The organism is Caproiciproducens lactatisolvens (assembly GCF_052443335.1).
GTDB lineage: Bacteria > Bacillota > Clostridia > Oscillospirales > Acutalibacteraceae > Caproiciproducens.
In genome coordinates this window covers 2,279,791-2,299,533 of sequence record NZ_CP195750.1, presented here as the reverse complement: position 1 = coordinate 2,299,533, position 19,743 = coordinate 2,279,791, and the positions used below count along the sequence as shown (strand labels likewise).

The 19,743-nt window shown below is 52.6% G+C and carries 21 protein-coding genes; 16 read left to right on the top strand and 5 right to left on the bottom strand.

The features are described from left to right. Positions 1-217: 217 nt before the first annotated feature. A complete protein-coding gene (locus ACRQV7_RS11240) occupies positions 218-1,771 on the top strand; it encodes a GGDEF domain-containing protein (protein WP_444658215.1) in 1,554 nt (517 codons plus the stop codon). A gap of 204 nt (positions 1,772-1,975) precedes the next feature. Here the strand turns inward: ACRQV7_RS11240 and ACRQV7_RS11235 are convergent, their stop codons facing one another. Both ACRQV7_RS11235 and ACRQV7_RS11230 read right to left on the bottom strand, forming a co-directional pair. Continuing rightward, a complete protein-coding gene (locus ACRQV7_RS11235; protein WP_444660268.1) occupies positions 1,976-2,596 on the bottom strand; it encodes a response regulator in 621 nt (206 codons plus the stop codon). Next, on the bottom strand, positions 2,596-3,663 hold the full coding sequence (locus ACRQV7_RS11230; RefSeq protein WP_444658214.1) for a sensor histidine kinase: 1,068 nt from the start codon (positions 3,661-3,663) through the stop codon (positions 2,596-2,598). The genes ACRQV7_RS11235 and ACRQV7_RS11230 overlap by 1 nt, the downstream gene beginning before the upstream one ends. A 200-nt stretch (positions 3,664-3,863) precedes the next feature. Here ACRQV7_RS11230 and ACRQV7_RS11225 point away from each other — a divergent pair, with 200 nt between their 5' ends. From ACRQV7_RS11225 to ACRQV7_RS11215, 3 genes are read left to right on the top strand one after another with little or no spacing between them, the layout of a single operon-like run. Next, the gene (locus ACRQV7_RS11225; protein WP_275716536.1) at positions 3,864-4,796 is read left to right on the top strand and encodes an ABC transporter ATP-binding protein; all 933 of its coding nucleotides are present in this window, start codon (positions 3,864-3,866) and stop codon (positions 4,794-4,796) included. 13 nt (positions 4,797-4,809) lie between these two features. After that, entirely contained in the window at positions 4,810-5,949 is a 1,140-nt protein-coding gene (locus tag ACRQV7_RS11220) for an ABC transporter permease (protein ID WP_444658213.1), read from the top strand. After that, positions 5,936-7,099 carry an ABC transporter permease gene (locus ACRQV7_RS11215; protein WP_444658212.1) on the top strand — a complete coding sequence of 388 codons (1,164 nt, stop codon included), beginning with the start codon at positions 5,936-5,938 and terminating at the stop codon, positions 7,097-7,099. Before ACRQV7_RS11220 ends, ACRQV7_RS11215 begins: the two co-directional genes overlap by 14 nt. 160 nt (positions 7,100-7,259) lie before the next feature. Here ACRQV7_RS11215 and ACRQV7_RS11210 read toward each other — a convergent pair whose 3' ends face one another. After that, the gene (locus ACRQV7_RS11210) at positions 7,260-7,622 is read right to left on the bottom strand and encodes a YccF domain-containing protein (RefSeq protein ID WP_444658211.1); all 363 of its coding nucleotides are present in this window, start codon (positions 7,620-7,622) and stop codon (positions 7,260-7,262) included. A gap of 176 nt (positions 7,623-7,798) precedes the next feature. Here ACRQV7_RS11210 and ACRQV7_RS11205 point away from each other — a divergent pair, with 176 nt between their 5' ends. The 5 genes from ACRQV7_RS11205 to ACRQV7_RS11185 all read left to right on the top strand — a co-directional run bounded on the left by ACRQV7_RS11205 (position 7,799) and on the right by ACRQV7_RS11185 (position 13,121). After that, positions 7,799-8,320, top strand: coding sequence for a type 1 glutamine amidotransferase domain-containing protein (locus ACRQV7_RS11205; RefSeq protein WP_444658210.1), 522 nt, complete (start codon positions 7,799-7,801; stop codon positions 8,318-8,320). Between the two features lie 40 nt (positions 8,321-8,360). After that, entirely contained in the window at positions 8,361-9,557 is a 1,197-nt protein-coding gene (locus tag ACRQV7_RS11200; RefSeq protein ID WP_444658209.1) for an aldo/keto reductase, read from the top strand. A gap of 175 nt (positions 9,558-9,732) precedes the next feature. Next, on the top strand, positions 9,733-11,091 hold the full coding sequence (locus ACRQV7_RS11195; RefSeq protein ID WP_444658208.1) for an MATE family efflux transporter: 1,359 nt from the start codon (positions 9,733-9,735) through the stop codon (positions 11,089-11,091). Positions 11,092-11,415: 324 nt separating this feature from the next. Then, a complete protein-coding gene (locus ACRQV7_RS11190) occupies positions 11,416-12,444 on the top strand; it encodes a lysylphosphatidylglycerol synthase transmembrane domain-containing protein (protein ID WP_444658207.1) in 1,029 nt (342 codons plus the stop codon). 62 nt (positions 12,445-12,506) lie between these two features. Then, positions 12,507-13,121, top strand: a complete 615-nt coding sequence (locus tag ACRQV7_RS11185; RefSeq protein ID WP_444658206.1) for a DedA family protein — start codon at positions 12,507-12,509, stop codon at positions 13,119-13,121. Between the two features lie 15 nt (positions 13,122-13,136). Here the strand turns inward: ACRQV7_RS11185 and ACRQV7_RS11180 are convergent, their stop codons facing one another. Then, positions 13,137-13,571, bottom strand: coding sequence for a chemotaxis protein CheW (locus ACRQV7_RS11180; RefSeq protein ID WP_444658205.1), 435 nt, complete (start codon positions 13,569-13,571; stop codon positions 13,137-13,139). 350 nt (positions 13,572-13,921) lie between these two features. On the opposite strand from ACRQV7_RS11180, the gene ACRQV7_RS11175 reads away from it, so the two are divergent. From ACRQV7_RS11175 to ACRQV7_RS11160, 4 genes are all read left to right on the top strand, one after another. Then, positions 13,922-15,031: a DUF362 domain-containing protein gene (locus ACRQV7_RS11175; protein WP_444658204.1), complete on the top strand. Its 1,110-nt coding sequence runs from the start codon at positions 13,922-13,924 to the stop codon at positions 15,029-15,031. A gap of 188 nt (positions 15,032-15,219) precedes the next feature. Next, positions 15,220-15,384, top strand: coding sequence for a hypothetical protein (locus tag ACRQV7_RS11170; RefSeq protein ID WP_444658203.1), 165 nt, complete (start codon positions 15,220-15,222; stop codon positions 15,382-15,384). Beyond that, positions 15,381-15,590, top strand: coding sequence for a heavy-metal-associated domain-containing protein (locus ACRQV7_RS11165; RefSeq protein ID WP_038325264.1), 210 nt, complete (start codon positions 15,381-15,383; stop codon positions 15,588-15,590). Before ACRQV7_RS11170 ends, ACRQV7_RS11165 begins: the two co-directional genes overlap by 4 nt. Positions 15,591-15,608: 18 nt before the next feature. Further along, the gene (locus tag ACRQV7_RS11160; protein WP_275716563.1) at positions 15,609-15,752 is read left to right on the top strand and encodes a CPC_1213 family protein; all 144 of its coding nucleotides are present in this window, start codon (positions 15,609-15,611) and stop codon (positions 15,750-15,752) included. Between the two features lie 62 nt (positions 15,753-15,814). Here the strand turns inward: ACRQV7_RS11160 and ACRQV7_RS11155 are convergent, their stop codons facing one another. Continuing rightward, a complete protein-coding gene (locus ACRQV7_RS11155; RefSeq protein WP_444658202.1) occupies positions 15,815-17,110 on the bottom strand; it encodes a phosphodiester glycosidase family protein in 1,296 nt (431 codons plus the stop codon). Positions 17,111-17,570: 460 nt separating this feature from the next. Here ACRQV7_RS11155 and ACRQV7_RS11150 point away from each other — a divergent pair, with 460 nt between their 5' ends. The 3 genes from ACRQV7_RS11150 to ACRQV7_RS11140 are packed head-to-tail and all read left to right on the top strand — an operon-like array spanning position 17,571 to position 19,734. Continuing rightward, on the top strand, positions 17,571-18,404 hold the full coding sequence (locus ACRQV7_RS11150) for a bifunctional hydroxymethylpyrimidine kinase/phosphomethylpyrimidine kinase (protein WP_444658201.1): 834 nt from the start codon (positions 17,571-17,573) through the stop codon (positions 18,402-18,404). Positions 18,405-18,422: 18 nt separating this feature from the next. Beyond that, positions 18,423-19,088, top strand: a complete 666-nt coding sequence (locus ACRQV7_RS11145) for an amino acid ABC transporter permease (protein WP_444660266.1) — start codon at positions 18,423-18,425, stop codon at positions 19,086-19,088. Then, complete coding sequence (locus tag ACRQV7_RS11140) at positions 19,069-19,734, top strand: amino acid ABC transporter permease (protein WP_444658200.1); 666 nt, start codon at positions 19,069-19,071, stop codon at positions 19,732-19,734. Before ACRQV7_RS11145 ends, ACRQV7_RS11140 begins: the two co-directional genes overlap by 20 nt. Positions 19,735-19,743: the final 9 nt, after the last annotated feature.

Below are 19,743 nucleotides of genomic sequence, written 5' to 3'. Positions count from 1 at the left end.
CCGTTTCCTGTTAGAATTGGGACTGATGAAATTTTTGAAAAATTTAACAGTTTTTAATCGAATCCTAATGAAACAGCGCGGGTTCAGGCGATATTGTATAGATGGCAGGCATGATGTTCCAAAGAAACAGGCCGCCGTTTTTTTTCGGCGGCAGACGGTACCATCATGGATCAACAATCTGTTTTGGAGGTAGCCAGAAAAGAGTATGGATGAGAAAATGAAATCGGAACTGGATAAAATTATCGACGGGAAATATATAAAGACTGTTTTTCAGCCCATCGTATCCCTGCGCGACGGTTCCGTTATCGGATATGAGGCGTTGAGCAGAGTTACCTGTGAGAGCGCCATCGCAAATCCCGAGGAACTGTTTCGGATCGCCGGGGAAAGCAGCCGCCTCTGGGACCTGGAGCTTCTCTGCCGGTCCACGGCGCTCCAGACAGCCTATCTGAAGACGGGGATCACGCTGAAAAAGAAGCTTTTTCTCAATGTAAATCCCGATGTGATGCACGACGCGAAATTCAGGCAGGGCTTTACCAAGGAATATCTGAAAAATTACGGCGCGGTGCCGGAGGATATCATTTTTGAAATCACGGAGCGGAACGCGGCCTCCGATATGGATGCCTTTCACGGGGCCGTTTCCCATTATAAGGACCAGAACTACAAAATCGCCATCGATGACGCGGGCGCCGGGTATTCCGGGCTGAACCTGATCAGCGACATCAACCCGCACTACATCAAGCTGGATATGAACCTCATCCGCAATATCGACAAGGACAGCATTAAGTTTGCCCTTGTAAAAAGCATGACGGAGCTTTCTCACGTGGCCAATATCAGCCTCGTCGCGGAGGGGGTGGAAACCCAGGAGGAACTCGCCACCCTGATCGATCTGGGCGTGCAGTACGCACAGGGATACTATCTGCAGCGGCCGGACGAGCAGATGAAGGAGCCCGCGCCCGACGTCCTTGGCTTCATCATCGAGGCCAACCGACGGAAAAACCATGTTCTGGGCAGTCAGGCCAGCAATATCTATATCCAGAATATCTGCACACAGACCAAAACGATTTCCCCGGAAGCAAAGGTGGAGGATGTTTTCGAGGAGCTCAAAAAGGACCCGTCGTCCTTCGGAATGTGCGTGGTGGAAGACGGCACGGTGCTGGGCGTGGTGACAAAGGCCAATCTGGTGCTCAAGCTCAGCGGGCGGTACGGGTTCAGCCTGAACCAGAAAAGGCCGGTTTCCTGCCTGATGGACCGGCAGTTTTTAGCGGTGGCCCACGACACCCCGATCAGCGACGTTTCGCACATCGCCATGTCCCGCCCTCCGGAAAAGCTGTATGACTTTATCGTCGTGACCATGGATGAAAAATATCTGGGGACCGTCACCATCAAGGACCTTCTGGAAAAAACCACGGAAATCGAAGTGGCGAACGCGAAATATCAGAATCCCCTGACCGGCCTGCCCGGGAATCTGGTGATCGAGCAGAAAATCCGGGCCTGTGTCGAAAGAGATACGCCCTACAGCGTCATCTATTTCGATATCGATAATTTCAAGGCCTATAACGACGTTTACGGCTTTGAAAACGGGGACAGGATCATCAAGCTGCTTGCGAAAACGATCGTATCCCATGTGCCGGAAAAGCAGTTTGCCGGCCATGTGGGCGGAGACGATTTCGTGGCGGTGCTGAGCGGTTTCAGCTGCGGCGGCCTGTGTGCCAAAATCATCAAAGATTTTGATAAAAACGTGCTGCAGTACTATAATCCGAGGGATATCTAAAACGGATATATCCTCGCGGAAAACAGGCGGGGGGAGCCGGAAAAATTTCCGCTGATTTCCCTGTCCGTCGCGGGGGTAAGCAACCGCACCCGCCGCTTCGGCACGATGCAGGAGCTGACGGAGGAACTGGCGAAAATAAAAAAGAAAAGCAAGCAGCAGAACGGAAGCTCCTGCTGCCTGGAGTAAAGCGGAGAAAACGGAAAGTCAGGAATGCTTATAATAGAAAATGGCAAGCTGCGTTCTGTCGCGGAGCCCAAGTTTTTCGAGGATGACGCTGATGTAATTGCGCACGGTTCCCTCGCTCAAAAACAGGGTTTCCGCGATTTCTTTATTGGACAGGCCGTTTGCGACCTGTGTGATGATTTCCGTTTCTTTTTCACTCAGGCCGAGTTCTTTGAAATCGTCCTTCGGGCCGCCGCTGAGCATGGCGGGGATTCTGGTGATGATTTCATCCCCGAACACCCGCTGCCCGATCGCGACCGTCTTGATGGAAGGCACGATGCTTTCAAAATTCTGTTTTAAAAGATAGCCCTTCGCGCCGATCCGCAGCGCCTTGATGATGTAATCATCGTCGGAGAAGGTGGTCAAAAACAGGATTTTCGCGCCGGGGTCCCGTTTCAGCAGAATTTCGGCTACCTCAATGCCGGTCATGCCGTCCATGCGGATATCCATCAGCAGGATGTCCGGCCTGCACTCGCCGAACAGCGCGATCGCCTGACTGCCGCTGGCGCCCGTTCCCACCACCTCGATATCGCCGTCCGCTTCGAGAATGGTTTTGAGCGAACTTGAAACGAGCCTGTCGTCGTCCACAATCAGTACTCTTATCAATTTGCCGCCTCCTTCGGGATAGTGATAAAAATTTTAAAGCCGTGATCGGTCATAATATTGATGTTTCCGTGAAAAGCGTCCACCCGGTCGGTGATGTTTTTCAGGCCGATCCCGCTTCCCGCGTCGTAATTTTTCACGGTCCCGTTGTCTTCTATAATCAGCTGATAAAGCGCGGGATGTTCCCGGCAGGTGATGCTCGCCCGGCTTGCGTCGGAGTGCCGGATGATGTTTGCCAGCGCCTCCTTTACAATGGAAAGGAACGCGTATTTCAGCCGGATGTCCGGGTTGCTGTGAATGTCGTAGTCCAGGCTCAGCTCGCAGAAAGTGAAGTTACGCGCCAGTTCTTCCATCTGTCCGTACAGGTCGATGGATTCGTCGTACAGGTTGTGTACGCTGGAGCGGATGCTTTCCATGGCCCGCGTCAGGGTGTCTTTTACCGCCAGCAGGTTTTCCTTCGCCTTTTCATCCTTGTTGACGGCGAGCAGCGCGCCGATCTGCAGCAGCGAGCTGGACAGCAGATGCCCCACATTATCGTGAATTTCCCGCGCGATGCGGTTGCGCTCGTTCAGGGTGGCGATGCTGACTTCATAATCCTGCTTTTCCAGCAGGTCGCTGTTCTGCTGGTTCAGCAGGAGCGTCATTTCCTTTGTGGTGTCGCGCAGATCGTTGTAATCCGATCTCAGCTTTTCCAGCCGGGCGGTACGGTATTTCAGCAATACACAGAGCAGAAAGAGAATGGCCGTTGCCGCACTGACGGCAGTGCCCGCGCCCTGCCAGAGAAAAACGAGCGGGATCAGCGCGGCCAGACAGAGAAACTGGAATCTTTCGAACAGCAGGTCGTAGCAGATCAGCGGAAGAAATACGGTCAGTCCGGGAAGAAATACGCTTGCCGCAATGAATCCGCCGGTCAGCACGGCCCGAAGAACCGGTTTTTCAAAATAGCTCAGGAAGCACGTGAAAACAACGGCGGTCAGCACCGGCACCACGCTTGCGCCGAAACCGGGCTCGCACAGGTAAAGGACAAAGCAGCAGATCAGAAGGATGATTTTATCGATGAGAATCATTACGGCCAACTCCTCCTATCTTCCATTCGGACGGCCCGTCGTTTCTTTTATAGTAACATCTTTCTTTCCGGTTCACAATCGCAATTTACGGGGATCACGGAAGAACATGACATCTGTCACGGCAAACACTGACAGGCGGCACTGATCATCCCCGTTATTATGCGCTAAAATAGGAGCATGAAAACAAGGAGGTTCCGCTTATGATTATCAGGGTGAACAATCTGGTGAAGAGATACGGCGATCTGGTCGCGCTGGATCATCTTTCGCTAAAAGTAAAGGAAGGGGAAATATTCGGGCTGCTCGGGCCGAACGGCTCCGGAAAGACGACGGCCATCAACTGTATTTTATCCCTTTTAAAATACGACAAGGGCGAAATTGAAATTTTTGACCGGCCCATGGCTCCGGACGCTTACGACATCAAACGGGACATCGGAATCATCATGCAGAATGTCGCCGTGTTCGAGGAACTGACGGTGTACGAAAACATCGATTATTTCTGCGGGCTGTATGTCCCGGACAAAGCAAAAAGAAAAAAGCTGGTGGAAGACGCCATCGATTTTGTAGGGCTGAACGATTTTCGGAAGTTTTATCCCAAAAAGCTGAGCGGCGGCCTGCTTCGCCGGCTGAACATCGCCTGCGGAATCGCGCACCGGCCGAAGCTGATCATTCTGGACGAACCGACGGTGGCGGTCGATCCCCAGAGCCGGAACAATATTCTGGAGGGCATTGTGCGGCTGAACCGGGAAGGCGCCACCATTGTCTATACTTCCCATTATATGGAGGAAGTGGAACAGATCTGTACCAGGATCATGATTTTAGATAAGGGCAGGATGATCGCCGACGGCACCAAGGAAGAACTGAAGGCCATGATCACGCTCGGGGAGAAAATCACGGTCGAGACCTTCTCTCTCCGCGAGGAACATCTGGCGGCCCTGAAAAAACTCCCGAATATCGTTTCCGCCGAGTACCGCGACCATCTGCTGGTCGTAAAGTCCGGGAAAGGGCAGAACAACCTGGAAGCCGTACTGGATTTTCTGAAAAAGAATGAGATCACCTTCGGAAAGATTTATTCCGAGCTGCCCACCCTCAACGACGTGTTTCTGGAAATCACCGGAAAACAGCTCAGGGATTAGGGGAGGGAGAAAAATGTTTCAGCATCTTTTCACGGCAAGGCTGAAATGCCTGATCCGCGACAGGCAGATGATGTTCTGGACCCTGCTTTTCCCGCTGCTGCTTGCCACCTTCTTCAATATGGCTTTGTCCAATCTGAACAATACGGAAGCCTTTCATCCCATCGATATCGCCGTGGTGGACAACGACCGGTACCGGCAGAGCAAGGATTTTCAGTCGGTGCTGGAGGAAGTCTCCCAAGGGGAAGACCGGATTTTCAACCTGACAAAAACCGACGGGGAAAAGGCGGAAAGGCTGCTTGACGACGGGAAAATCAAGGCGTACGTTACGGTGGGTACGGAGATCGGGATGACGGTCCGGGAATCGGGCCTCAGCCAGAACATTGTCCGGGCTTTCCTGAACAGCTACAGCCAGACGTCCTCCGCGGTGGCCTCGATTGTCAGGGAGAACCCCGCTTCCATTAAAGACGGGTTGATCGACGCCGTTTCCGCCCGCGGAGAATACACCCGGGAGGTTTCCGGCAGCAGCGCGGAGCCGAACAATGTGCTCAATTATTTTTACTCCCTGATCGCCATGAGCTGCCTGTACGGCGGCTTCCTGGGGCTGAAGGAAGTAGCGGACGTTCAGGCCGATCTTTCGCAGCGGGCGGCACGCGTCAACGTGGCCCCGGTCCATAAGCTGAAAATCTTTCTTTACAATGTGTGCGCGGCAATCCTGCTCCATTTCTCGGAGATGCTGGTGCTTCTCGCCTATCTGTATTTCGGGCTGAAAATCGACTTTGGGCCTAAAAGCCTTTTTGTCCTTCTGACGACCTTCGCCGGCAGTGTGCTGGGCGTTTCCTTCGGCGCCTTTGTCAGTGCGCTGGTAAAAAAGGGGGAGGGAATCAAGGTAGCGGTTCTGCTGGCGGTCAGCATGGCCGGTTCGTTTCTGGCGGGAATGATGTTCGAGGATATGAAGTATATCGTCGCGCAGAACGCGCCGGTTCTCTCTTACCTGAATCCGGTGAACCTGCTTACAGACGCCTTTTACTCCCTGTACTATTACGACGTCATGACCCGGTACGGGTGGAATATGGCGGCGGTCTGCGCTTATGCGCTGCTGTTCTGCCTGGGGTCGTATTTCATGATAAGGAGGCAGAAATATGCCAGTCTTTAAGCTCTGTATGAAAATCATCCAAAAAAATCTGTCCTCCATGATGATCTATGTAGCCGTTTTTCTTGCCGTCTCCACGCTTCTCTCGCTGAACAGCTCAAAAGTGCAGGAAGCCGGTTTTTCTCAGGAAAAAACCAATATCGCCTTTATCAGCGAAGAAGACAGCCCCCTGATCGACGGCTTTCAGGCGGAGCTGGCCAAAACAGCCAGCTTCGTAGAGGTTCCGGATGAAACGGAAAAGCTTCAGGACGCGCTTTTCTTCCGCTCCGTCAGTTATATTCTCCGTATCCCCAAAGGCTTTACCCAGAGCTTCATGCGGGGGGAGGACGTGCGGATCGAGAAGACCACCGTGCCGAATTCCGTCAGCAACGCCTATATCGATTTAAATATCAACCAGTATTTCAACACGGCGGCACTCTATGTAAAAACGGTGCCCGGCATTACGCAGGAGGACCTGGTCCGGCATTTGAAAGCGGATATGGAAATCAATACCCCTGTCGCAATGAAAGCAGATGCACAGCCGGATACCGACAACGGCTTTTCCGAGAATTACTTCAATTACCTTGCCTATGCGCTTTCTTCCGTGCTCGTTCTGGGCATCTCCGCCATCATGCTGGTGTTTAATGACCGGGATCTGAGCCGCAGGAATTTCTGCTCCCCCCTGAGCGCGGGAAAGATCAATTTCCAGTTTATTCTTGCGAACCTGATTTTTACCGTTGCCTGCTGGGCGGTCATGGTCGGCTTCTGTTTCCTGCTGGATTACCGGAACATTATGACCCGGAACACGGCTTATCTGGTCCTGAACTCTTTTGTGTTTACGCTCAGCATGTCCGGCATCAGCTTCCTCATCGGAAATCTTCTGAAGGAACGTGGAGCGATTTCGGCGGTCTGCAACGTCGTCTCCCTGGGTCCCTGCTTTATCAGCGGAGTATTTGTACCGCAGGAGCTCCTGAATTCCACCGTTTTGAAAATCGCCAGCTTTACCCCGACCTACTGGTATGTCAAAGCGAATAATCAGATTTCTTCACTGTCCAGTTTCAGCTTCTCCAGCCTTTCCGAAGTCTATGTCGCCATGCTGATTGAGGCAGGCTTCGCGGTCGCGTTTTTCGCGGTCTCCATGGTCGTGGGGAAGAAAAAAAGAATGAGTTCTTAAAACGGGGCTGTTGAATGAATTTGCGATGGCAAATTACAAAAAGCAGCAGGCTCAAAAAAGCGCGCCTTGAAACGGCTGTCAGCCAATCAAGGCGCGCTTCTCGTGTACCAGGCAGTCGATAAAGCCACGCAGACGCAAATCACTTTGCCATATTTGAAAATTAATAATGGACGCAGGCACCGAACGGCATCAGCGCCAGCTTTGCGATCTTGAAGCACTGCAGCCCGAAAGAAATTCCGACGATTGTCAGGCAGAACAGCCCGCCGATCGCGGCGGCTTCCACCGCCAGCGCGAAACCGCCGAAGACGAGCCACAGGATATTCAGCAAAAACGAGCCGACCCCGCCGCCGAAGGAAACATTTTTCCCGAACGGGAAGAACGCCAGCTCCGCGAATTTAAAGCACTGGATTCCGACGGGAATTCCCACAATGGTAATACACCACAGAATGCCGACCAGAAGCCAGCTCAAACCCATAATCAGGCCGCCGAAGACGAACCAGATCAAATTTCCCAGACATCCCATAACATAACGCTCCGATTTGACCGGCGGTCGGGCGGTTTATTTTTTATTTATATGATACCATAAATATGCGGCGGAATAAAATCCCGTTCCGCACAAAATCCCTGTTTCCTTATTGCTAAATCCGGACCGCAATACTATAATCAACATAAACAGCAGAAAAAAAGGAGGGAATTTCCATGAAAAAGGACTTGAAAGCCGTTTGCCTGATTTCGGACGATTTTGAGGATCTGGAGCTGTGGTATCCGGTGCTGAGGCTCCGGGAGGAGGGCGTCACCGTCCATCTTGTCGGCGAAAGGGCAAACCAAAAGTATGTCGGCAAGTACGGCGTTCCGGCGGTTTCCGATTATGCGTTCGGGGATATCCGTATTGAGGATTACGACGCGCTTCTGGTACCCGGCGGCTGGGCACCGGACAAATTAAGGCGTTTTCCGGAGGTTCTGGAAATGGTCCGCTCTATGGACCGGCAGCAAAAGCCCATCGGGCATATCTGCCACGCGGGCTGGGTTCTGGCTTCCGCGGATATCCTGCGGGGCAAAAAGGTCACGAGTACCCCGGGTATCAAGGATGACCTGATTCATGCCGGGGCCGCATGGTACGACCTTCCGGTGGTTGTGGACGGCAATATCGTTTCCAGCCGCCGCCCGCCGGATTTGCCGGAATATATGAAGGCGTTCATTGAACTGCTCGAAAAACAGTGAGGGGCGCTTTCCGCGCCCCTGAATTTCCGGAGGGATTCATTTGAAGACAAGAGTAAACGTGAAAAACGGCGATGCACTCTCCATTCTGGGGTTCGGGTGTATGCGGCTGCCCACAAAGAACGGTTCGATCGATGAAACGAGATCCATTCAGATGATTCACGACGCCATCGAAAGGGGCGTGAACTATTTTGATACGGCCTATATCTATCAGAACGGGAAAAGCGAACTGCTGCTGGGCCGGGCTTTGGCCGGGGGCTACCGCGACCGGGTAAAAATCGCCACAAAGCTGCCGCCTTTTCTGGTCGGGAAGCTGGAAAATGCAAAGAAAATCTTTGCAACGGAGCTTCAGCGGCTGCAAACGGACCATATCGATTATTATCTGCTGCACATGCTGACCGACAAGCCGGGGTATGACCGCCTTGTTTCGCTCGGCGTCGTGGAATGGCTGGAAGAGCTGAAGGCACAGGGCAAAATCAGAAACATCGGTTTTTCTTTTCACGGAAGCAGGACGGACTTTGAGCTGATTTTAAAAGCGTATCCGTGGGATTTCTGCCAGATCCAGTACAACTATATGGATGAAAACAACCAGGCGACCAAAGCCGGGCTGCAGACCGCGGCGGCGATGGGAATCCCCGTGATCGTCATGGAGCCTCTGCGCGGCGGAAAGCTGGTCACGCACCTGCCCGAACTGGTGATGAAGGCCTTCCAGAGCTACGACAAAAACCGTTCCCCGGCGGAGTGGGCTTTGCGCTGGGTATGGAACCATCCCGAAGTGAACGTAGTGCTTTCCGGTATGAGCGACGAAACGCAGATGGAGGAAAATATCCGCATCGCGGGGGAGGCGGAGCCCGATTCCCTCTGTGTGGAGGAACTGGATGTGTTCCGGACGGTCAGAAAGGAAATCAGTGAAAAGACGAAAATTCCCTGTACGGGCTGCGGGTACTGTATGCCCTGCCCTGCGGGGGTGAACATTCCCGGATGCTTTTCCTGTTACAACGACAAGTACCTGATGCAGGATAAATCGGCGCGGCGCCGGTATTTTCAGTCACTGGGCGCCCTGTCGGCCAAACCGGCCGTCGCGTCCCGGTGCAGGCAGTGCGGAAAATGCGAAAGCCACTGTCCTCAGAAAATAGCCATCCGGAAGGAACTGAAAACAGTCAGCCGTGAGATGGAAGGCGTTCTCTATAAACCGCTTGTTGCCATTGTCAGGAAAATGATGAGGATAAAATCAAATTAGAACCCGGCCGCGCCTCGGTATGAATTCCTTTTTGGAAGAAATACCCGGCGCGTTTTCTTCTTTTGCACGGCGGTCCGGAATTTCCGGAAGAAACGCAAAAAGAAGGGATTTCTGTCTTGAAAACCTGATTTTATCATGATACAATAAAAACTCACAGACAGAAAGCGGGTTTAGATTGAAATTTGAATTTTTACATCAGAGTACCGAGCAGAGGCGGGACTTGATTCTGCACGGAAATATATTGAAGACCCTGATGATGCTGTCGCTGCCAACGCTGATGATGAGTGTCATACAGTCCCTGATGCCGTTGACGGACGGACTTTTTATCAATAACGCGGCGGGAACGCTGGTCGCGAGCGCGGTCACCTACAGTGAACCCGTCATCAACATGATGACGGCGCTGGCCCAGGGGCTGAGCGTAGCGGCGATGGCCATTATCGGCCAGGCGAACGGCCACGGCGATTTTGACCGGGTGCGGAGCATTTCCGCGCAGATCGTCGTGTTTGCCTTTACCATGGGCTTTTGTATCGCGCCCCTGTCCGCGCTGGTGGCGTTTCCGATTTCGGCCAATGTGGATCCCGAAATATCGCACAATGTCATGCTGTATATCAGCCTTTATGCGTTTGTTCTTCCCTTTTCCTTTTTGGAGAGCATCTACAACGCGATCAAGAACGCTACCGGAAAACCGGAGGCTACCTTTATCCGCATGCTGCTCATGCTCGTCCTGAAAATTATTTTTAATATCATATTCGTCGTCTGGCTGCGGCTGGAGGTAGTCGGCTGCGTGCTGTCCTCGTTCTGCGCCAACTTCCTGATCTGCGGCTGGATGTTCTATGAGCTGTTTGTCAGGAAGGGGGAGGACAAGCTCAGCCTGAAGGGATTCCGGTTTGACAAACGGCTGCTTTCCCAGCTTTTCAAGGTGGGGGTCCCCGCCATGCTGACCAGCCTGATGCTGAATCTGGGATTTTTCCTTATCAATAACGAAACCCAGAAATACGGCGCGGTGGTCCTAAACGGGCAGGGCATCGCCAACAATATTACCGCCGTCTGTTTCAACCTGCCGGCGGCTTTCGGCTCGGCCATAACGACCATGGTCAGCCTGAATATCGGGGCGGAGCAGCCGGACAAAGCGAAGCGCTCCTGCCTGATCGGGTGCGTGGCCAGCGCGGTAACGGCTGTCGCCGTCATCGGCCTGATCGTACCGCTGTCCCCCTTTCTCACGGTTTTGTTCACGCAGAGGGCGGACGTGCTGGAGGTAGCCAACAGGGCGCTGCATATCTACACCTATTCCGTGGTGGGTTTCGGTGTCTGCATGGCGGTGCAGGGCGCGTTTATCGGCCTTGGCCGTACCGGCGTGCCGCTGGTGCTGGGGGTTTTGCGCATCTGGCTTTTGCGGTATCTTTTTATTCTGGCCACGGAACAGGCACTGCAGTTTTATTCCGTTTTCTGGGGCAACCTGTTTTCCAATTATGCCGCCGCGGTCATCTCCATTATCCTGATCCTGCGGGTAAAATGGTCCTCCGTACTGCGTTAGCCCTCGATATCGTTTCCATCATTCGGGTTGTAATAAGCGCCGCATTGGCTGTTCCAATGCGGCGCTTTGTCCGTCGTAAGGCGGTTTTTCCGGCTTATGTATGTTGTTTGCCGGATAGAGCAATAATAAAATAATCATTGCGGATGATTTGGCCGAAAACCGGTTCAATGGCTTCCTGCAGCCGATTTCCGGTGAGAATGAAAGCCTGTACATAAAGTCTTCATGTATTGTTTATAAATGGACGCTGTTTTTTTAAGACTTTCTGTTGTATAATATAAACTCGTGCTATGATAATGAATGGAAACAGTATCTGAAGGGGATGCCATGCAGAATCAAAAAAAACCGGCGACTGCCAAAAATATTTTTTCGGCGGCAACCATCTTAATTTCAATAGGAATTCTGGCTTTCTTTCTGTTTACCGAAGACGGTATGGAGAGTTTGGGACATGTTCTTTCAGAGCTTCAGCCGGTCTGGCTTCTCTGGATTCTGGCGGGGGTGCTTGCCGGATGGTTTCTGGAAGGATATGTGCTTCACCTGCTCTGCAATCATCTTGACAAAGCATGGACCCTGGGAGAATCGCTTTATATCGGTATGGTGGAAATTTTTTACAGCGCCCTTGCCCCTTTTGGGACGGGGGAGCCCATGGAAGTCTACTGTATGACAAAGATGGGAATGGAAACAGGCGCCGCTACTTCCATCGTGGCCGTAAAGTCCCTGATCCACCATGGGGTTACGTTTGTGTACTCCTTCATTCTGGTTGCGTTTGAGCTGAATTATTTTCAGACCAAAGTAAGTAATTTTGCCGTGATCGCCGTTTTCGGACTGGTTACAAACAGCCTTTTTATTTTGCTTGCTCTGATTTTTATGATGAATGAAAGGCTTACCGATTTGATCCTGCGGGCGGTTGTCCGCTTTATGGATAAAATACACCTTCATAAGCTTTCTCAGAAATTTTATGATCAGGTGCACGGCCAGCTTGTCGTTTTCCACGACAGCTCCAAACTTTTCGGAAAAAATTACGCCCTGTATGCGATCGCGGTTTTCTTCACGCTGATTCAGATTACGATTGCCAGCCTGTTATCCTTCTTTGTTTACCGCAGCTTCAACCTGAAGGGGGAGCCGGTGTTTACTATGGTCGCGGCGGACACTTTTGTCATGATGGCCGCGTCGTTCATTCCGCTGCCGGGTTCTTCCGGCGGTGCGGAGGGGGGATTCTATCTCTTCTTCCGGGAATTCTTCGGCCCGTATATCATTCCGGGAATTACCCTTTGGAGATTTTCAAGCTATTATCTTAATATTCTTCTGGGAAGCGTGCTCGTTTATTTCGGAGGGAAGAAATATCTTCCCGATTGACGGCGGCGGATACCATGTCCGGAAAATGCTAAGGATTCAGGTGAGGCAAGGAGTTTGATGAAATGCAGGATTGGATCATAGGGATTATCAACCAATACGGCTATTTTGGAATCGCACTGCTGATTGCGGTTGAAAATATATTCCCCCCTATTCCGTCGGAGGTGATTTTAACCTTCAGCGGATTCATGACCACGGTAACGGACCTGAAAATATGGGGCGTGGTGCTTTCGGCAACGATTGGCTCCGTTCTGGGCGCCGTGGTTTTGTACAGCGTGGGCAGGCTGATGAGCCCGCAGCGGCTGGAGCGTCTGCTGGGCGGAAAGCTGGGGAGAGTCCTTCATTTAAAAAGGGAGGACGTCCGCCACGCGGGAGCGTGGTTTGCCCGGCGGGGAAAGTTTACGGTGCTTTTCTGCCGGTTTATTCCCGTCGTGCGCAGCCTCATTTCCATCCCCGCCGGAATGGCAAAAATGAGGATGGGAATGTTTTTGCTGCTGACCGCGCTGGGAACGCTTCTGTGGAACGTCGTTCTGGTTTATCTGGGGGCTTTTTTCGGCTCTTCCTGGGAAACGGTGGTACGGTATGTGGATACTTACTCGATGGCTGCGATCGCGGTCGTCGCCGCATCTCTGGTTGGTTTCTGTGCGTGGTACTTTCTCAGAAGGTCAAAGCGCCGGTAACACCGGCCTTCCTTATTAAGAGACAAGCTGGGCCAGATCAAAAATACCGTCTTCCATCAGGATCTTTTTGCAGTCCAGAACCATTGCCGGGCTGCCGCTGACTTTTATGATGCCTTTAAAATACGGATTTGATTTTGGAAGAGGTTCCTCATCTCCGTCGGGACATCCGGGGTATACGGTCAGAACGTCCGCCAGCGTGTCTACGATCAGCCCGCTCTGTGCTCCTTCCAGGTTGACCATGATGATCGGTGTCTCATCATTGTAGGGGATGGAATTTTTGCGCAGTTTTAAGCGCATGTCGATGACCGGGAGAATCCTTCCCTCTACTTTGACAATTCCCTTGCAGTATTCCGGGGTGCCGGGCAGGGGAGAAATCATCAGCATTTTGGAGATAGCCGTTACATACATGCTTTCAATTGCAAAAAATTCATTGTCCAGCCTGAATGGCAAAAACTGTCCGCTCATTGAATTTTCAGATAATTGATACGGTGTTAACATAAAACATCTCCTTTTTTCAATTTAATTCTATGTTCTGTATCGGATTTTCCGGAAAAATAATAATAGAATTTTGTTGAATTGTGTAAAATTTTTAACTTCTTAATGAAATCTTTATATATTATGAATCGTCGGTTGTTTTTTGTGCCGCGGCGGGAGATATATGCGGGACCTTTTTCCGCCTTCCGCGGAGAGAATGTTTCCCTTCCGAAAAACTTATGCTATAATGAATGAAAATCGATCCTGCTTTGTCTGCCTCCAGGCAGAGAAATCGGGACGCGTTAAGCTGAAAAGGAGAACAGAATATGGGAGCTTCAAAAGTATATTTCACGGATTTCAGTGCGACACCAAGCTGTAACTTGCTGCAGAAGCTGGAAAAGCTGGTCAGGAAAGCGGGAATGGAATCCATTGATTTTAAAGACAAATATACGGCCATCAAAATTCATTTTGGGGAGCCGGGCAATATTTCCTACCTGCGCCCCAACTACGCGAAGGTCATTGTGGACCTCATTAAAAAACAGGGAGGAAAGGCGTTTCTTACCGATTGCAATACCCTGTATGTGGGCAGAAGGAAGAATGCGCTCGATCACCTTGACGCGGCGTATGAAAACGGCTTCAACCCCTTTGCGACCGGCTGTCATGCGATCATTGCGGACGGCCTGAAGGGAACCGACGAGGCCTTGGTCCCGATCGACGGCGAATATGTCAAGGAAGCCAAAATCGGCCGTGCGATGATGGACGCCGATATTTTCCTCACCCTGACCCATTTTAAGGGCCATGAGTCCACCGGCTTCGGTGGCACGCTGAAGAATGTGGGAATGGGCTGCGGCTCCCGCGCGGGGAAAATGGAAATGCACAGCGCCGGCAAGCCGGTTGTGGATAAAGAGCTTTGCAGAGGCTGTGGGATGTGCCGCAAAAACTGCGCACATGACGCGATTTCCTTTGATGAACATAAAAAGGCGCAGATCGACCACGATAAGTGTGTCGGCTGCGGCCGCTGCATCGGCGCCTGCAATTTCGACGCGGTAAACCCCATGGGCGATGAAACGAATGATATTCTGAACTGCAAAATCGCGGAATATGCGTACGCCGTTTTAAAGGACCGTCCGCAGTTCCATATCAGCCTTGTGGTGGATGTTTCTCCGTACTGCGACTGCCACGCCGAAAACGATATCCCGATCGTTCCGGATGTCGGGATGTTTGCTTCCTTTGACCCGGTGGCGCTGGATGTCGCCTGTGCCGACGCGGTCAACCGCCAGCCCGTCCTCAGTGGCAGCATCCTGTCGAAAAAGCCGCACGACCATCATGACCATTTTACCGACACGCACCCGGAGACCAACTGGAAAAGCTGTATCGACCACGCTGTAAAGATCGGTCTGGGCAACCGGGAATATGAATTGATCACAGTAAAGTAAACCGGTTTTCAGGCTGCCGATAAAATCGCGCAGCCGCAAAATTGTTGATTTTGTTTCCTTTTATTTAAGCCGCATTGGTTCGTGCCGACGCGGCTTTTCTGCGTTTTGGGGCGCCCGTATAAATTTTTTCATTCCATCAATACTAAGGAGATAGGCGGCACAATACCATGACGGGAAGGAAAAAAAAGATGGACAATAACAAAAACAGAAGGAAGGACCGGGAAAAGAGCAACCCGGAGCTGAGAAAGATGAAGCCCGGGGAAAATGCGGACGCCGGAATGATCGACGGCCGCAAACTGGGCATGCATGACGGCAGGCATGAAAAAAACAACAACGAGGGGGAGAGAAAATGAATACGATGCTTTGCAGCGTATCGGGAATTCAGAATAAAGAGTGCAAAACCCAAATCAAAAACGCGCTGGACAAAATCAAGGGAGTCCAGGAAGTCGGCGTGAACCTGACGACCGGTTCGGTCAAGGTGGAGTACAATGAGCCCGCCACGGAAGAGGAGATCAAGGACTGCATTGAACACACCGGCTTTAAAATCGAATACGAATAAGGCGGAAAGGGGATTTCAATGAGCCATACACAGAAGGACAAGAAGGGCGGCAGCGACAAAAAACAGGCGAAAACGGATAAGAAACACATCAGGCACGACCCTCAGGCCGAGAGCGCCAGAGCGAAATTCGGCAAAGAAGGGCAGAGCGGATACGGGAACTGATGTTTTCCCGATAAAAAATGCTGTCCCGGCTTTTAACCGGGACAGCATTTTTGTGTCTGAAATTACCAGTCCGATTTGTTCATAGTCAGGATGACCTCGCGTCCCTGATAGGTGGCCGTCAGTCCGGCGTCTTTCCCGGCGTTCGGCGAGACGGTGCCGACAGAGACATAATTGTCCGGTGTGGCGATTTCAACGTAGGTGGAACCGACGATCCCGCCGTTGTACCAAAGCTGTACCTGTACCTGCCCCTCTTTGCCGTTGGAGGAGAAAACACCGTCCTGGCCGATGCTGCCAAAGCTGAAATCGGACAGCGCCCAGCTTAACCCGCTTTTGGGAAGGGCGGTCGGAGCGCCCGAGAAATCCAGCCCCTTCGCGGTGATCGGAACGATGGATTTCGGGGAATAGGTTTTGTCATAGGGCGTCAGCGCGGCGGAGACAAAGACGCCGTCCGGCTTCGGGTTGGCGATAAAGAGCCACGAATTGGCTACGGCGCGCTCCCAGCCGTCGGAAGGATGGTTTTTTACGGTCAGCGCGGTTTCTCCGGGGGTCCTGGTCATCAGGGTGGACGAGCCGCCGCCGTCCAGGTTTCCGGCCCACACCGCTCCCAGGTCCTTCATCAGCTGCGCGGTCTGCTGCAGCGTCAGCCCGTGGGAATACGGGTCCTTTCTGCCGTCCGCCAGCAGGAAGAAAACGGAGTTGTCACTGCGCACGCCCACGGCGTTGCGGGGGGCAAGCGTGGACGTCAGGTCCGTGTTGACGACGATGCCGCCGTCGACCAGAATACTGTGAATACCCAGCGCCTGCTGGATGTTTCCCTTGTTGGCTTCGTAAGTCCGGCGGTCTCCGTAAATCGGGAAACCGTCTTTTTTAACGCCGAAAAACTTCCACCAGGTTCGCACCGGCGCATAGGAGTGGATTTCGGCTCCGTCCTTGACCACTACGCCCCACGGGTCGCCCGTGCTCATATTGTACATATCCGCGTTGATGGCGGCAACCACCTGTTTTCCGTTTCGGACCGCGGCGCCCGCCTGGTCCCGTACGGTGGCGAGGCCGATTTTCGTTCCGTCGTGCGGAGTGCCCGCCGCAAGGGTCACGCCGGCCTGCTGCGGATTGTACTCCATGATAAAGCAGGTCAGCCTTTTGCCGGATTGATCGGTGTATATAAATTCCTTCTGGGTGAGTCCAAACGCGACGGTGGTTTTGATCTCATCCACCAGAGAGGACGCCGTGCTGATGGAAATATCCGGAGCGCCGAGGGCCTGCACCGGGCTTGCCGATGTGACCTGCAGGGCCGCCAGACAAAGGACCGCCGCGCAAACGATTCCTTTTTTCGTTTTCGATTTTGTTTTGATATTCATGAATTGATATCTCCCTTCCGTGCGATCATGAACCTTCTCTGTTTTCAAACTTTTCCGTTTGCTGGAAAATACGATTACAGCGATTCCATTTCAGTTTGAAAGACAGAACATGTTTCTCCCCCGCCGAAGGCGGGGGAGAAACGCAAACTTGTTGCAGAATCGACTGTAGATGCTGTAAATAATATTATATCCCATTTTAAATGGGATTCTGTTAAAAATTCATTAATAGTTTATGTCGGTCGGGAAATAAGCCGGTTTTCCCGATTTTTCCGCACATCGTCATTTTCAGGGAATCTTGATTTTCCTGTTGACAAAAGAGAGGATAGCGCATATAATAACTACTAAAAATATATGTTTAATATAAGCACGAGGCGGTGGCAAGATGCGGTCCCAGTTCATAAACACCCTGTTCAGACGAATTGATCAAACCGGAGCGAGGGAGAGACCCCGGAAGAGGGCTTTGGCGATCCATGACCTGCCCTGCTTCGGGAAAGGCCTGCTGACGGCTGCGCTGCCCATCCTTTCGGCGGCGGGAATCGAAACGGCCGTGCTTCCCACCGCGGTGCTGTCCGCCCGCAGGGACGGATTCCCGGACTGTACATATCGCGGTCTTGCGGGGGATATCCCCAAAATTCAGGAGCACTGGAAAAGCCTTGGGCTGAAGTTTGACGGGATCTGTACCGGTGATCTGAACTCCCCGGAACAGGTAAAAGCCGTATTCGCCCTGATCGACGGATTTCAGAAGGAGGATGCGCTCGTTCTTGTGAACCCGGACATGGCGGACGGCGGAAAGCTGTATCCGCACCTGGGCGGCACGTTCCCGGCGGAGATGAGAAACCTCTGCGGCAAAGCGAATGTCCTTGTGCTGAATCTGACGGAAGCCTCTCTTCTGCTGAACGAACCGTATCTGAAAGGGCCGTACAAAAGAGTTTATATTGACAGTATTTTAAAGAAGCTGGGCGGGCTTGGCCCGGAAAAAATTGCTCTGACCGGCGTCCGCTTCGACGCGGCCCATCCGGGCGCCGCGGTCTACGACACGAAAAACGGAGAAATCGATTATGTCTTTTCCGATTGTACGGAAGGAGACTGCCGCGGAGCGGAGGGCGTTTTCGCAAGCGCATTGTTCGCCGCGCTTCTGAACGATTTTCCGCTTGTAAAGGCGGCCCGGATCGCTGCCGATTTTACGGTGGAAGGAATCCGCCGGACCCGGGCGGCGGGTTCGGATTTCCGCTTCGGGATCAGCTTTGAAGCCGGTATCCCGGATTTTCTCAAAGCATTGAAGCTTTTCGGCTAAATCACAAAAGGAAGGCGGATTTTATTGAACTTCGGCTTTATTGTACAGAGCCTGCCTCTCTATTGGAAAGCGGCGCAGCTGACGCTGACCATTTCCGTGTGGGCAATTGCGCTGTCGCTTCTGGTGGGTTTCCTCTGCAGCCTGGCGATTTATTACCGGGTCCGCATGCTGAAATCCATTGTGAAGGTTTATATTGAGTTTTCCAGGAATACCCCGTCGCTGATACAGCTGTTCTTCCTGTATTACGGACTGACGCAGATCGGGCTGAAGCTGGAAGCGGAGCTTTGCGCGGTTGCGGGGCTGACTTTTCTGGGCGGAAGCTATATGGCGGAAGCGTTCCGCAGCGGACTGGAGGCGGTGGGGAAAACCCAGATCGAATCGGGACTCAGTATCGGCCTTTCCCGCGCGCAGCTGGTGCGCTATGTCATTTTCCCGCAGGCGTTTTCCGTTTCCATGCCCGCTCTGGAAGCCAACGCGATTTTCCTGATGAAAGAGACGTCGATTGTCAGCGCGGTGGCGCTGCCGGATTTGATGTTTGTCGCCAAGGACCTGATCGGCATGTATTATTCGACTACGGAGGCGCTCACCCTGCTCGTGCTGTTCTATCTGCTGCTTCTGCTGCCGGTATCCCTGCTTCTGTCCGCTCTGGAAAGGAAGGTGCGCTATGGCCAGTTCGGGAATTAACGTTATTTTTGAGGGCTCGAACCTTCTCCGCCTGCTGAACGGGCTGCTGGTAACGGCGCGGATCGCGCTGGTTTCCGTTCTGATTTCCGGCGTTCTCGGGATTGTGCTGGGCATTGTGATGACGTCGAAATGGAAGGCCGTTCGTTCCGTCTGCCGGATTTATCTGGAAGCGGTGCGCATCATCCCGATTCTCGTGTGGCTGTTTATCTTCTATTTTACCCTGAATCTGGAGCTGGGCGGGGAGGTCGTCTCCATCATGGTCTTTTCCCTCTGGGGCACGGCGGAAATGGGGGACATTGTCCGCGGCGCGGTGGAATCCCTGCCGAAACATCAAAGAGAATCCGGCGCCGCCCTTGGACTGACCAACGTGCAGATTTACCGCTATGTCATTATTCCGCAGACCGTGCGGCGTCTGCTGCCCGCCGCGATCAACCTTGCGACGCGCATGATCAAGACCACCTCGCTGGTGGTGCTGATCGGGGTGGTGGAGGTCCTGAAGGTGGGCCAGCAGATTATCGAGCGGTCCATTTTAGAGGTGCCCACGGCATCCTTCTGGATATACGGCTTTATATTCCTGCTGTATTTTGCAGTCTGTTATCCTGTTTCGCTCCTGTCCAAACGGCTGGAACGGAAATGGCAGTCCTGAGGAGGTAAA